General features: G+C 67.8%; 14 protein-coding genes. 7 read left to right on the top strand and 7 right to left on the bottom strand.

The window, feature by feature from the left end; all coding sequences use genetic code 11:
- From gatE to ABDZ36_RS08080, 4 genes are all read right to left on the bottom strand, one after another.
- The gene (gene gatE / locus ABDZ36_RS08095; protein ID WP_211311940.1) at positions 1-1,875 is read right to left on the bottom strand and encodes a Glu-tRNA(Gln) amidotransferase subunit GatE; all 1,875 of its coding nucleotides are present in this window, start codon (positions 1,873-1,875) and stop codon (positions 1-3) included.
- Positions 1,876-1,911: 36 nt separating this feature from the next.
- Positions 1,912-3,393: a PH domain-containing protein gene (locus ABDZ36_RS08090; RefSeq protein ID WP_211311939.1), complete on the bottom strand. Its 1,482-nt coding sequence runs from the start codon at positions 3,391-3,393 to the stop codon at positions 1,912-1,914.
- A complete protein-coding gene (locus ABDZ36_RS08085; RefSeq protein WP_211311938.1) occupies positions 3,390-3,863 on the bottom strand; it encodes a PH domain-containing protein in 474 nt (157 codons plus the stop codon). Before ABDZ36_RS08085 ends, ABDZ36_RS08090 begins: the two co-directional genes overlap by 4 nt.
- 119 nt (positions 3,864-3,982) lie before the next feature.
- Positions 3,983-5,395, bottom strand: coding sequence for a class II fumarate hydratase (locus ABDZ36_RS08080; protein WP_211311937.1), 1,413 nt, complete (start codon positions 5,393-5,395; stop codon positions 3,983-3,985).
- Between the two features lie 138 nt (positions 5,396-5,533).
- On the opposite strand from ABDZ36_RS08080, the gene ABDZ36_RS08075 reads away from it, so the two are divergent.
- Genes ABDZ36_RS08075 through ABDZ36_RS08060 form a run of 4 tightly spaced genes read left to right on the top strand, consistent with a single transcriptional unit; the run spans position 5,534 to position 9,838 of the window.
- Complete coding sequence (locus tag ABDZ36_RS08075; RefSeq protein WP_211311936.1) at positions 5,534-6,850, top strand: ABC transporter substrate-binding protein; 1,317 nt, start codon at positions 5,534-5,536, stop codon at positions 6,848-6,850.
- A 7-nt stretch (positions 6,851-6,857) separates the two neighbouring features.
- Positions 6,858-7,829, top strand: a complete 972-nt coding sequence (locus ABDZ36_RS08070) for a carbohydrate ABC transporter permease (protein ID WP_211311935.1) — start codon at positions 6,858-6,860, stop codon at positions 7,827-7,829.
- Entirely contained in the window at positions 7,826-8,695 is an 870-nt protein-coding gene (locus ABDZ36_RS08065; RefSeq protein WP_211311934.1) for a carbohydrate ABC transporter permease, read from the top strand. Before ABDZ36_RS08070 ends, ABDZ36_RS08065 begins: the two co-directional genes overlap by 4 nt.
- 6 nt (positions 8,696-8,701) lie before the next feature.
- Positions 8,702-9,838, top strand: a complete 1,137-nt coding sequence (locus ABDZ36_RS08060) for an ABC transporter ATP-binding protein (protein ID WP_211311933.1) — start codon at positions 8,702-8,704, stop codon at positions 9,836-9,838.
- A 135-nt stretch (positions 9,839-9,973) separates the two neighbouring features.
- Here the strand turns inward: ABDZ36_RS08060 and ABDZ36_RS08055 are convergent, their stop codons facing one another.
- The 3 genes from ABDZ36_RS08055 to ABDZ36_RS08045 are packed head-to-tail and all read right to left on the bottom strand — an operon-like array spanning position 9,974 to position 11,849.
- Positions 9,974-10,213, bottom strand: a complete 240-nt coding sequence (locus ABDZ36_RS08055) for a BolA/IbaG family iron-sulfur metabolism protein (protein ID WP_211311932.1) — start codon at positions 10,211-10,213, stop codon at positions 9,974-9,976.
- Between the two features lie 43 nt (positions 10,214-10,256).
- Complete coding sequence (gene fen, locus ABDZ36_RS08050; RefSeq protein ID WP_211311931.1) at positions 10,257-11,237, bottom strand: flap endonuclease-1; 981 nt, start codon at positions 11,235-11,237, stop codon at positions 10,257-10,259.
- 24 nt (positions 11,238-11,261) lie between these two features.
- Entirely contained in the window at positions 11,262-11,849 is a 588-nt protein-coding gene (locus tag ABDZ36_RS08045) for a GNAT family N-acetyltransferase (protein WP_211311930.1), read from the bottom strand.
- A 91-nt stretch (positions 11,850-11,940) separates the two neighbouring features.
- Between ABDZ36_RS08045 and ABDZ36_RS08040 the strand changes: the two genes are divergently transcribed.
- The 3 genes from ABDZ36_RS08040 (at position 11,941) to ABDZ36_RS08030 (ending at position 13,763) form a co-directional block, all read left to right on the top strand.
- Positions 11,941-12,345, top strand: a complete 405-nt coding sequence (locus ABDZ36_RS08040; protein WP_211311929.1) for a DUF3054 domain-containing protein — start codon at positions 11,941-11,943, stop codon at positions 12,343-12,345.
- Positions 12,346-12,472: 127 nt separating this feature from the next.
- Entirely contained in the window at positions 12,473-12,724 is a 252-nt protein-coding gene (locus tag ABDZ36_RS08035) for a DUF8015 family protein (protein ID WP_211311928.1), read from the top strand.
- 40 nt (positions 12,725-12,764) lie between these two features.
- Complete coding sequence (locus ABDZ36_RS08030; protein ID WP_211311927.1) at positions 12,765-13,763, top strand: ornithine cyclodeaminase family protein; 999 nt, start codon at positions 12,765-12,767, stop codon at positions 13,761-13,763.

Genomic DNA, 13,763 nt, shown 5'->3' with positions numbered 1-13,763 from the left:
TCAGCTTCGTTTCTGGATCTCCTCGCGCAGCACCTCGCTGACGAGGTCGCCCTCCGCTTTGCCGCGCAGTGCGCCCATCGCTTCGCCCATCAGGCCGGAGAACGCGCCCATGCCCTCCGCCTCGATCTGCTCTTCGTTACGCTCGACGACCTCGACGACGGCGTCGCGAACGACGTCCTCGTCCGCGGAGCCGAGGCCGGCCTCCTCGGCGGCTTCGGCTGCGGTGCGATCCGGCTCCTCCGCGAGCGCGGTGAGGAGCTCGGGGACGCCCTCCTGGGTGATCTCGTCCTCGGCGACGAGATCGAAGACGCCGTGGAAATGCTCGTCCGCGAGGTTCTCGACGGGGACGCCGTCGCGGCGCAGGCTCGTCACCGTCGACTCAACCGTGCGCGCCGCGAGGTTCGGGTCGACGCCGCGCTCCACGGCGTCCTCGAAGAGCCGCCAGCGCCGCCCGTAGGCGACCTGCTCGGCGACGTCCTCGTTCAGGTCGAACGCCTCGGTGTAGCGCTCGACCTTCTCCGTGAGGAGCTCGGGTACCTCGACTTCGGAGGGGTCGGGCTCCACGGGCGGCACGTCCGTCTCCGGATACATCCGCGCCGCGCCGGGGAGCGGGCGTAGGTACTCCGTCGTCCCGTCCTCGTTCGCCCCGCGCGTCTCCTCGGGGACGCCCTCCATCGCCGTGCGCGCGCGATCCGCCGCAGCTTCGGTCGCACCGCGCGCGACGTCCGCTTCCGCGGCGACCATCGCCACCGCGTCGTCCTCACCCGCGCCGACCGCCTCGCGTAGCGCGGCGACTTCGTCCTCGGTGACGCCGTACGCCGGCAGTTCGTCCGTGTGGAAGATGCCGCCCGCGCCGTGGCGCTTCGCGTGATCGGAGAGCTCGGTCCCGAGCCGGCGATCCGGCTGGAGCTCCTCGCCGACGAGACCGTCGAAGCCGTAGAGCGGCACGGCGAACACGAGCCCGTCAGCGTCGAGCGCGCCGCGGACGACTGACGAGTCCGTCTCCGCGAAGACGTCCGTGACGTCCTGCACCTCGCCCACGGAGGCGTCGCGCTCGGCGAGTTCGTCGGCGATTTCGAGGAGGCGGACCTGGCGCTGCACTTCGAAGCGCACGAGATCGTCAATGTCGTCGAGGCTCTGGACGCCCTTCATCTCGACGCGCGCGCCGTCGGCGATCGAGACGTTCACGTCCTGCCGAATGGTACCGAGGCCGCGTTTGACCTGTCCGGTCGAGCGAAGCAGCATCCCGATGCGTTCTGCGGCCTCGCGAGCCTGTTCGGGGCTGCGGATGTCCGGTTGCGTGCCGATCTCGACGAGGGGGATCCCGAGGCGATCGAGCGCGAATGTCGCGCCCGCGTCGCTCTCCTCGACGCGCGCTGCCGACTCCTCCTCGAGCATCATGTCCTCGATGCCGACGGCCCCCTCGCTCGTCTCGATCTCGCCGCCCTGCGCGACGAGCGACGAGCGCTGGAAGCCCGACGTGTTCGAGCCGTCGATGACGACCTTGCGCATCACATGAGCCTGGTCGAGCGGCGTCATGTCCATCAGCGCAGCGACCTCGAGGGCGACGTCGAGCGCCTCCTCGTCCAGTCGATGGGGCGGCTCGTCGTCCTCTTCGACGAGACACGTCGTGTCGAAGGCGAGATACTCGAACTCACGTTCGACCTGCGACTCCTCAAGCGCCGCCTCGTCGATCTCGCCGAGCTCGCTCTTCGTCGGGTGAAGGTAGCGTGTGAACGCTCGGTCGTGCTCCTCGGGTTCGCGTCGCGTCGTCGGACACGCGCAGAAGAGTTTCGTCGCCGTATCGAGTTGCTGGTGGATCTCGAGGCCGGCGACCAGCCCCAGGTCCTCGTAGTCGAAGTCGCCGTCGGTCATTACCTGAGGGTGTGCGGCCGAACGGTAAAAAACCGTTCAGTGCGAGTCGTCCACGTCGCGCCGCGCACCGACTGCCGCGCACGCCCGCTCGACCACGCGTTCGCGCAGCGCGGTCGCACGCTCGGCGTCGCAGTCGAGCGCCACCGCGTCGCCGCCCGCGGTGTCGACCGCTACCGACGCGAGATCGCGCCGGCGCTGGAAGACCGTCGCGACGTCCGAGACGGTCTGAACGCGGTCGTGCGGTACGACGCGGGTTCGGCGCGTCCAGAACCCACGCTGGACGACGACATGGTCATCGGTGCGGGCGACGCCGAGGTTCCGCCACTTCAGGTGTGCTGCGACGGGCGCGAGGATGATGAGGAGTGCAGGCGTCCACGCGAACGGCAGCGGCGTCACGAACGCGTCGACGGCCATCGTGAGCGCGAGGAGGACGCCGACGCCGATAGCGTAGCGGATCGCGTACCGCTGTCGGGCCCGCGTTGGCGGGCGCTCCACCGAGGCGTCCGCGAACGGTTCGAGGTCGCGCGCGAGCGCGAGGACGTCCTCGCGGGTCGCGAGCGGCACCGCGGCCGCCGACCCACCGGTCGTATTCGACCCCGCGGAGCCCGCCGTCACGACTGACAGCGACGCGTAGCCGAACGCGCGTTCGAGCGCCGTCTCCTCGACGGTGAGCGTCTGGAGTTTCTCCAGCGGGATCGTCCCCGTGTAGCGCCGGCCGAGGCCGCGCTCGTACCGGAGATCGTCGCCCGCGCGCACGAGGCGGAAATCGTAGTAGCGCGCGAACGTGCGGGCCGCGCTCGCCACCCACAGCCCGAGCGCGGTGAGGACGGCAACGAGGAGCGCGAGGACGGTCGTGACGCCCGCGAGGCCGCCGACGAGCGGCGCGAGCATCGGCCCAACGACCGGCTGGGCGACGAAGACCACCGAGAGGAGCCGCACGTCGAAGGAGAGCACGCTCGCGAGCAGCAGGCGTCGCTGGCCGAGGTCGAAGATCACCTCGCTCGGGGCCCCCGCGACGTCGTTCGTCCCGTCCTCGCCAGCGGCGGTCCCGGCCGTATCGACGTCGGTCCGATCGGCACTAGCGGCCCGCTTCAACCGCCGGAGCTCCGTCTGGAGGTCGTCGGCCGCCGCCGCGCTCACGCATTCGAGCACGGCCTCCGTACCGCCCCCGCCCGCCGTCTCGACGCGGACGGTGGCGATCCCGAGAACGCGCTGCCCGATGCTGCGCGAGACGTCCACGTTCTGCACGCGCTCGATCGGGATCTCGCGCTCGCGGCGCGACAGTACGCCCGAGTCGAGTTCGAGCGTCGTCCCCGCGAGGGTGTACGTGAAGCGCCGATAGCGCGCGACTTCGTAGCCGACGAGGGCGAGGAGCCCCACGACGAGCGCGCCGACGACGAGGCGCGCGTCGACGAACGGGATTGAGGACGCGCCCGCGAACGCGACGACGACTCCCCAGCCGAGGCTCACGACCCGGCGACCGATCCGGTAGACGACGCTGAGTGGATGGAGTCTCATACGGCGTCGGTGGGTTCGCTCTCGATCGCGAGATCACGTAGGCGCTCTTGGAGGGTTGTCGCACGCTCGGCAGCGAGTCCCGGGATCGAGACGTCCGCGCCGCGCGAGCCCGCGGTGTAGACGACGACCGTCCCGAGCCCGAGGAGCCGCTCGATGGGACCGCGCTGGCTGTCGACGTGCTGGACGCGGACGTACGGGACGACCGTGCGAACGCGCGTGAAGACGCCGCGCTCGATGTAGAGGGTGTCCTCGCGGACTTCGTAGCGCCACAGCCGGTAGCGAAGCGCCGCGTAGCCGACGCCGAGGACGAACGCGACGCCGAAGACGACGCCGGCGACAAGCACCGGTGAAAGCGCGAGCGAGAGCGGATCAACGTACGCGATCGCGCCCGTGATCGCCGCGAGGACGACCGCGGTGACGAACGCACCCGCCGCCCACTGGACGAGGACGCGGGAGTGGAGGCGCTCCATACGCATCCGTCGGGTATGCGCGGTGAAAGAACACCGGGGTCGGCGGGCGGGCGAAGCACCGCGTTACTCGCACCTCGTTTCGCTCAGCGTTCGTTCATTCGCGGCGCGGACGCGCCGCGTTACTCTTCCCCGAGGATCCCGCGATGCGTCATCTTCTCCGGGTCAAGCACCTCATCGGCCTCCGCCTCGGTAAGGTAGCCCTCGTCCACCGCGACCTCGCGGACGGTTTTGTCCTCCGCGATGGCCTTCTTCGCGACCTTGCTGGCCTTGTCGTAGCCGATCGCGGGATTGAGCGCCGTCGCGAGCGCCATCGATCGCTCGACCTGTGCCTCGCAGTGTGCTTCGTTCGCCTCGAGTTTCGCGACGAACTTCTCCGCGAACGCCTCGCTTCCGTTCGCGATCAGCGTCGCGGATTCGAGGAAGTCGAAGGCGAGGACGGGCTTGTAGAGGTTGAGGTCAATCTGGCCCTCGGCGGCCCCCGAGGAGATCGCGGCGTCGTGGCCGACGACCTGCTTGTGGACCTGGTTGATCGACTCCGCGACGACCGGGTTGATCTTCCCGGGCATGATCGAGGAGCCCGGCTGGTTCTCCGGCTGCTCGATCTCGCCGAGGCCGTTGCGCGGGCCGGATGCGAGCAGGCGGAGGTCGTTGGCGATCTTGTTCAGGCTCCCGGCGACGGTGCGGAGCGCGCCGTGTGCCTCGCTCATCGCGTCGTGGGCGGCCTGTGCCTCGAAGTGGTTGTCGGCCTCGCGGAACTGGACATCCGTCTCCTCGCTGATGTACTCGGCGGCGCGCTCGGGGAACTCGGGATGGGTGTTGAGCCCCGTGCCGACCGCGGTCCCGCCGAGGGCAAGCTCGCGAAGGTGGGCCTTCGTGTTCTCCACGCGCGCGAGGCCCTTCTCGATCTGGGCGCGATAGCCGCCGAACTCCTGACCGAGACGGACCGGCGTCGCGTCCTGGAGGTGCGTTCGGCCGGTCTTGACGACGCCGTCGAACTCCTCTTCTTTTGCCTCCAGTGCGGCGACGAGCGTTTCGAGTGCGGGCCCGACGTCCTTCTCGACGGCGACGAGCGCGGCGACGTGCATCGCGGTCGGGATGACGTCGTTCGAGGACTGGCCGAAGTTCACGTGGTCGTTCGGGTGGATCTCGCGCGTGCCGACCTCGCCGCCGTAGATCTCCGTCGCGCGGTTGCCGATGACCTCGTTGGCGTTCATGTTCGTCGAGGTGCCCGAGCCCGTCTGGAAGACGTCGACGGGGAACTGGTCGTCGTGCTCGCCGGCGATAACCTCGTCGGCGGCCGCGACGATAGCGTCGGCCTTGTCCTCAGGGATCAAGTCGAGGTCGCGGTTGGCCTGCGCGGCGGCCTTCTTCACGACGCCAAGGGCGTGGACGAACGCCGGCTGGAAGCCGCGCCCGCTGATCGGGAAGTTCTCGACGGCGCGCTGGGTCTGTGCGCCCCAGTAGGCGTCCGCGGGGACCTCTATCTCTCCGAGGCTGTCCGACTCGACGCGGTAGTCTTCGTCGTCACTCATGGCCGGTGGGTCGCGCGGCGACGCGTAAAACCCACCGGTCCGCCACCGCGGAGCCGAATGACCAGAGACTCACTCGGACTGTTGTTAATAATAACTATTTTGTAGCTGAGCGACCCAGTATCAGTTGGACACACAACCATGACAGAAAACGACTCCGAGAAGGCGCTGTCGCGGCGACACTATCTGACGGCGGCGGGCGCGACGGGCGTCGCGGCGCTGGCGGGCTGTGCAAACGGCGGCAGCGGCGACAGTGACGGCGGCAGCGGGGGGTCGAACACCCTGGAGATCCTGCACGGCTGGACGGGTGGGGACGGCTCGGCGGCGTTCCAGAGCATGCTGGAGGGGTTCAAGGAGGCGTATCCGGACGTCACGGTCAACGACAAGGCGATCGGCGGCGGCGGGAACACGAGCCTGAACACGCGCATCAACGTCCGGCTCGGCAACAACAACCCGCCGAGTTCGTGGGCTGAGTGGCCGGGCAAGAACCTCCTCCAGTTCACCGAGGCCGGCCTCCTCGGCGACATCGAGGAGTCCGTCTGGAGTCAGAACAACATGAAGGAGGCCTACGTCTCCGGCCCGCAGGAGGCTGCCAAGCCTGACGGGACGTACGTCGCCGTCCCGACGAACATCCACCGGATGAACACGCTGTTCTACAACCCCTCGGTCGTCGACGAGGCCGGCGTCGACGTCTCGGCCATCGAGACGCCGAGCGACCTCACCGACGCCCTCGCGAAGGTCGAGGAGAACACTGACGCCATCGGCATGGCGCAGTCCACCCAGTCCCCGTGGACGACGATTCAGCTCTGGGCGACCGTTTACCTCGCCCAAGCCGGCTGGGACACCTATCAGGACTTCATGGCCGGCGAGGCCGACCCCGGCCCGATCGCCGACGCCTTCAAGACGATCAACGCGTACAGCGACTACTTCAACTCGGACGCCGGTACCGTCGGCTGGCAGGAAGCCAACAACCTCATCATCAACGGGAACGCGGCGTTCTTCCACCAGGGCGACTGGGCGGCCGGCATGTACGCCGGCACCGAGGACTTCGAGTACGGCACCGACTGGGACGCCATTACCTTCCCCGGGACGGACGGGTTCTACTCGCTCAACATGGACTCGTGGACGTACCCGTCGAACAACCCCTCGCCGGAGGCCGCCACGAAGTGGCTCACCTACGTCGGCACCAAGGATGCACAGGTCCGCTTCAACACGGAGAAGGGCTCCATCCCGCCGCGTAAGGACGTCCCCATGGACGAGTTCGGTGAGTTCCAGACGAACCAGTACAGCGACTTCCAGGAGTCGAGCGCCCAGCCCCCGAGCGTCGCCCACGGCCTCGCGACGACGGCAGAAGTGCTGAGCAACCTCAAGACCGCTGTCAGCCAGAACTACTCCGGCTACACCGACTCGGCAGCCGAGAAAACCGCACAGGCCTTCGTCGACGCCTTCGGTAACTGAGCGATCGATGCGTGGAAAGATAGCGACATTCGTCCGGCGGCTCGTCCGCCGAAACCGGGTACGCGCCGACGGCGGGGAGGTAAACGCCACCCGCGACGGCGGCTTCGTGAGCGACGAGTTCACGTCCTCGCTCCCGTACTGGCTGCCCCCATTCATCATCATGGGGCTGGCCGTCTACGGGGCGATCCTCTGGAACTTCGTCCTGAGCCTCACGAACAAGTCGGGGTTCGGAAGCGCGGACTACACGAACCTCGACTTCGAGATGTACGCGAAGGCGTTCAGCGACACCGTCTTCATCGGGGCGTTACGGAACACGTTCGCGCTCCTCATCGCGTTCACGGTGCTTTGTCTCGTTGTCGGACTCGTCGTCGCGGTGCTCGTCGATCAGGGTATCCGCTACGAGAACACCTTCCGCACCATCTACCTGCTCCCGATGGCGCTCTCGTTCGTCGTCACCGCCCAGTTCTGGCTCTGGATGTACAACCAGCAGAACGGGCTGATCAACATCATCCTCGGTGTCGTCGGCCTCGGGCCCTACGAGTGGATCGGTAACCCATCCCTCGTGCTCGGTGCGGTCGTCTTCGCGCTCATCTGGCAGTTCAGCGGCTACGCGATGGTCGTCTACTTGGCCGGCCTGCGTGCGATCCCGACCGAGCAGTTCGAGGCCGCACGCGTCGACGGCGCGACGACGCTCCGGATGTACTGGCGGGTCATCCTCCCGCAGCTGAAGGGCGCGACCATCTCGGCGTCCGTCGTCCTGATGGTGTTCGCGCTGAAGGCGTTCGACTTCCTCTACTCCCTCACCGGGAGCTACTACCCGCCGAAGGGGTCGGACATCCTCGCGACGATGATGGTCCGACAGGCGTTCGTCGCCAACAACCGGGCGTACGCGGCCGCCATCGGCATCATGCTGTTCGCGCTGGCGCTCGTCGTCATCGCACCGTACCTCCTCTACCAGTACCGCGCAGGTGAACTATGACAAACACGAACTCACTCTCCGGACGGAACTGGCGACGGTCGGCGCTCTACGCCGTCCTCGTCCTCCTGGTCGTCTTCTACCTGATGCCCCTCTGGACGGGGCTGATGGCGTCGATCAAGGCCGACGTCCTCGCGACCGCACCGTTCCTTCCGCCCGCCCCGGGCGGCTTCACGACCATCCACTGGACGCGCGCCGCCAACGCGCTCGCCGGCGGGCTCGTGAACAGCCTCATCCTCGCCATCCCGGCGACGATCCTCTCGGCGCTCCTCGGGAGCATGGCGGCCTACGGGCTGACGACGCTCGAGTGGCGCTATCAGGTGCCCATCCTGATGTTGTTCATCGCGGGCATCTTCATCCCGTACCAGGCCGTCCTCATCCCGCTCTCGAAGTTCTGGGCGTCCATCGTCCCGATCAGCGACCTCGTGGGATATATCGGGCTCGCCGGCTGGGTCGGCGACCTCATCGGCCTTATCATCACACACGTCGCGTACGGGATCCCGATCTGTACGCTGCTGTTCCGCACCTACTACAAGGACTTCAACGACGAGATGATCGAGGCCGCGCGCATCGACGGTGCGACGACGCACAAGATCTACCGGCGGATCATCCTCCCGCTCTCCGTGCCGATGTTCGCCGTGACGCTCATCTACCAGTTCACGCAGGTCTGGAACGACCTCCTGTTCGCGCTGGTGCTCATCGGGCCGGGTGCGGGTGCGCCCGTCACCGTCCCGCTCAGCCAGCTCGGTGCGAGCCTCTCAGAGGTCGGCTTCGGGATCCGGATGGCCGGCGCGTTCGTCGCCGCACTCCCGACGATCATCGTCTACGTCCTGTTCGGCGACCAGTTCGCGGAAGGGGTCTCCACCTAACACACTATGGCTACACTCGAACTCGACGACATCACGAAGCACTTCGACGACGACGGCGAGACGATCGTCGCCGTCGACGACGCCAGTATCGACATCGACGACGGCGAGTTCCTCGTCCTCGTCGGCCCCTCCGGGTGTGGGAAATCCACGACCCTCCGGATGATTGCCGGCCTCGAAACCATCACGAGCGGCGAGCTCCGGATCGGCGGCCGGCGCGTCAACGAGGCGAAACCGCGCGATCGGGACATCGCGATGGTGTTCCAGTCGTACGCGCTCTATCCGCACATGTCCGTGCGGGAGAACATGAGCTTCGGCCTCGAGGAGTCCACCGATCTCTCCGACGACGAGATCGACGCGCGCGTCGAGTCCGCGACGGACACGATGGGTATCACGGATCTCTTGGATCGCAAACCCACCGAGCTCAGCGGCGGCCAGCAACAGCGCGTCGCGCTCGGGCGCGCGATCGTCCGCGAACCCGAGGTCTTCCTCATGGACGAACCGCTCTCGAACCTCGACGCGAAGCTCCGCGCACAGATGCGCACGGAGCTCCAGCGCCTGCAGGAGGACCTCGACACCACCACCGTCTACGTCACGCACGACCAGACGGAAGCGATGACGATGGGCGATCGGATCGCCATCCTCAACGACGGGATCCTCCAGCAGGTCGCCACGCCCTTAGAGGCGTACCACACGCCCGCGAACCAGTTCGTCGCGGGGTTCATCGGCGAGCCGTCGATGAACTTCTTCAACGTCGAGCTGGAGGGCGAGTCCGTCGTCGGCGACGGCCTCGATTACCCCGTGAGCGACGGCGTCCGGGAGAAACTCACGACCGATTCGCTCATCCTCGGGATCCGCCCGCAGGACATCGAGCTGGTCGAGGACGTCGAATCGGGACACGACGTCGCCGTCACCGTCGACGTCGTCGAGCCGATGGGCGACGAGAACAACATCTACCTCTCGCTCCCGGAGACGCGCGATGGCGAGACGTTCATCGCGAACGTCGACGGCCGGTCGCTCGTCGCGGAAGGCGAGGACACGGTCGCCCGCATCCCCGAACAGGCGGTCCACTTCTTCGACCGGCGGAGTGGTGAGGCGCTGCGCAACCGGGAGTTCGACGACGCCGATGTCGATCTCTCGCTCTAGCGACGGTCTCCCGCTCTAACGACGATCTCCCGCTCTAACGTCAACGTTCGTTTCTCCGCTTCTCGACACGACGATCCGCGACGTCGCGGTTTCGCGTACGCACACCGGGAGTGCGCGCTGTCTCGAATTGCGTTCTCAGGCGTCGTCGGGCGTCTTCGTCGTTAGTTCGAGCGCGTGGATGTCGGTCGTCATCGCGTCGCCGAGCGCGTCGTACACCTGCTGGTGTTGATCGACGATCGTCTCGCCCTCGAACGTCGGCGAGACGACGGTCGCGGCGAGGTGATCGTCGTCGTGTTCGCCGCGCGCGCGGCTGACGTCGGCGTCACACTCGGGGAGCGCGTCCTCGATCCGTCGCTGGACTTCCTCGGGACTCATGGATGAAGGATGGACGCGCGCGGACAAAAGGGACGCGGACGACTCAGGTCCAGCGATCGAGGCCGGTCTGCGTGAGGCTCTCCTCGATGCGCTCGAAGGCGCGCGCGGTCTCGTCGGCGGGGATCTCCCATTCGTCGGCGAGGTAGGCGCGCGCGGCGTCGAGGTCCGGATCGATCTCGGCGTCGTAGTCGTAGTCGTCGGTGACGTCGGGGTCGAGGAACAGTTCGCGGATGCGATCAGCGTCGTCGATGTATTCGTCCTCGGCGTCGAGGACGCCCCAGAGGTCGCCGTGCTCTGTTACGGCTTGCAGCGCGGTCTTCGGACCGTAGCCGCGCAATCCATCGTTGAAGTCGGTGCCACAGAGGATACCGACGTCGACGAGTTGCTCCCATGTGAGGTCGTGCTCGGCGAGGGTCGCGTCAAAGTCCATGCGCTCGACGTCGCCCTTGCTCGTGAGTTGGCGTAGCGTCAGGGGCGCACCGAGCAGGAGGCAGTCATAGTCGTCGCTCCCGACGTAATCCACGCGATCATCCGTCCGGGCCATGTAGGAGGCCTGCGCTTCGCCCTCGGCGGGGGCCTCGATCATCGGGACGTCGAGGAGGCGGAGGAGCTCGCGCGTCGTCTCGTGGATAACGTCGGTGAGGCGCTGGGTCTGCGAGTCGAGGCGCGCGACTTCGAGGGCGTCGCCGGCTTCCCGGGCCTCCTCGAGTTGTACCTCGCGCTTCTCGCGTTCCGCGCGCCGCTCCTCGACCTCCTCGTCCTTGAGGCCGACGACGCGGCCGTCGAAGACGAAGACGGGCGTGAGATCGTTCTCGAAGAACTTCGGGAGGCCCTGTACGACGCCGATAAGGTTCGGAACCTCGGTGCCGTCTGCGGTCGTGTAGGCGTCGTCGCGGGTGAACCGGACGGTCGTGGTGAGATACTTATACAGCCAGTTGTGCGCGTCGACGGCGACCGTCCCGTCGAGTTCGTCGAACCCGACCTCCTCGATGACGGCGAGCTGCCGGAGGTCCGCGTTTCCCATACGCGCCCTATCGGCGGGCGGGCCTTAACGCTCGCCTTCGCCGTCGGGGGCGGCCACGACCGCCGGAGGCCCATCACGCGCGGCGAGGAACGCGGCCTCGCCGTCGCTGAGGTCGCGCTCGCGGTAGGTGTCGAGTCCGTCGGCGTAGTGCTCGGCGCGCGCGTCGCATGGCCGTTCGAGGACGAGTTCGGCGAGGCCGGCCCGCTCGCCGGTGTAGCCGAAGCCAGCCTTGTGGAGCGCCTCGTAGGCGTAGGGGTTGTTGACGTCGATGCGGACGCGCGCGTAGCCGTCGGCGAGCAGGCGTTCCGCGGCGAACGCACAGAGGCGTACGCCGATTTCCTCGCCGCGTCGATCGTCGCGGACGGTGACGTAGCGGAGGACGACGGTGTCGGGGTCGGTTCGGTGCGGGCTGAAGGAGACGGCCCCGAGCACGCCCTCGGCTTCGCGCTCGCGTGCGTCGGGCGGCCACCCCTCGCGCTCGTGCATTCCGTCCGCGACGGCGACGGCCTTCCCGGCGTCGCCCGTGACGAACTTCCCGGCGTAGCTGAAGCGCCGCCAGTCGAGCCGGAGACGGGGCGCGTTCGGCGGGCGGCCGAGGAGGGCGAACTCCATACGTCCGATCGGAACTCGATGGCCTTGTGGATGGCGTCGCGAGCGCCCGGAACCGATACGGGAAAGCCGTGGTCGACCCAATACCTCGCACATGTCGCTCCTCGACGTCGATCGCCGGACGGTTCGGACGTTCGCGATCGCCGACCTGCTCGCCATCGTCGCGTTCGTGCTCGTGGGCGAGTTCCAGCACGGCATGCTCGCGTACAGCCTGACGCACCCGCTTCGCTTCCTCGGCGTCCTCGCGCCGTTCCTTGTCGGCTGGGTCGTCGCGGCACCGCTCTGCCGGGCGTACAGCACGCGGACGGACGCGGCACGCGGGCTCGTGGGCTGGACGGTCGCTTCGTGGCTCGTCGCCGACGCGCTCGGGCAGGCGCTCCTGCTGACGGGTGCGTTCCCCGTCGGCTACGATCCGGTCTTCGCGGTCGTCGTCGCCGTCTTCGGGACGCTCTTCCTCCTGCTCGCGCGCGGCGTCGTGTGCGCGACGCGCCTGCGCTGAGCGACCGGCGTTCCGCTCCCAGGGCAGGGGCCGACGCGCATCATAAGTTATAGATACGATATACAGTAGCAACTCGTCAATCATGGAAAACACTTATATGAATGACTCGCATACTATGTAATACATTATGACGAGTTATTACGACCACATCCTGGGGTTGATCCCCCTCGCGTTCGTCGCCGTCGCCGCCGCAGTTACCCTCCTCGGCTACTCGACGATGATCGCGATACCCGCGGCCGGTGGTGTGGGCGTCGTGCTCGTCGGCCACGCGCTCTTCGTCAGCGGGCCCACGGACGACCGCGGCGTCACCCCGATTACGTCGGCCCCGACCGGACCGGCCGCGGCGGACGACCGCGCGCCGATGCCAGCGGCTGAATAACCCCTCAATCCTTTTCCGCCCCCTCGTCTAACGTTCGGCCATGACCGACTGCCTGTTCCTCGGGAGCGACGAGGTTGCGGACCTCGCAGACCCCTCGGACTATGTCGACGCCGTCCGTGACGCATATCGCCAGCGCGGCGAGGGTGCGCCCGCCGAGCCCCGGACCAAACTCACCAACGAGGAGCCGCCGGGGATGTTCACGACGTACGCCGCCGTGCTCCCCGAGACGGGTGCGATGGGCGGCTACATGTACAGCGCGGGCTTCGGCGAGCGCGACGCGTGGTTCATGACGCCGCTCTTCGACGCCGAGAGCGGCGAACCGCTGGCGCTCCTCGACGGTGCGAGCATGAACCCGTTCAAGACCGGCGCAGCGGGCGCGGTCGGGACGGACGTGCTCGCGCGGCGCGACGCCTCCTCCCTCGCGATCATCGGCAGCGGCGCGCAGGCCCGCGGGCAGCTGCACGCCATCGCCACCGTCCGGGACCTGGAGACCGTCTGGGTCTACTCCCCCACCAAAGAGCACCGCGAGGGCTTCGCGGGCGAGATGAACAAGCGCCTCGACGCTTCGGTCGCTGCCGTCGCCTCCTCCGCGGCCGCAATTGAGGACGCCGACATCGTCGTCACCGCGACGAACGCGTCCGAACCAGTCTTCGACGGCGACCACCTCGAACCCGGGACACACGTCACCGCGATGGGGCAGTACGACCCCGAGAAGCGCGAACTCGACGCGCGCACCCTCGAACGCGGAACGTACGTCCTCGACCTCGAAGCGCGCGCCGACACGGACGCCGGCTCGTTCATCCAAGCGAAAGCCGACGGCGTCGTCGACGACGGGGACGTCTACGGCGAACTCGGCGACGTCCTCGTGAACCGGCTGCCGGGACGCGAGAGCGACGCGGAGATCACGATCTTCGACTCCGGCGGCACCGCGATCGAGACCGTCGCGGCCGCACACATGCTCTACGAGCGCGCGGCCGACGAGGGGCGCGGGCACACGATCGACTTCGCGCCCGCGAGCGACGCGCTAACCGGCGAATAA

This window comes from Halarchaeum salinum, from assembly GCF_039520965.1.
Lineage (GTDB): Archaea > Halobacteriota > Halobacteria > Halobacteriales > Halobacteriaceae > Halarchaeum > Halarchaeum salinum.
This window is presented reverse-complemented; position numbering and strand designations above follow the sequence as displayed.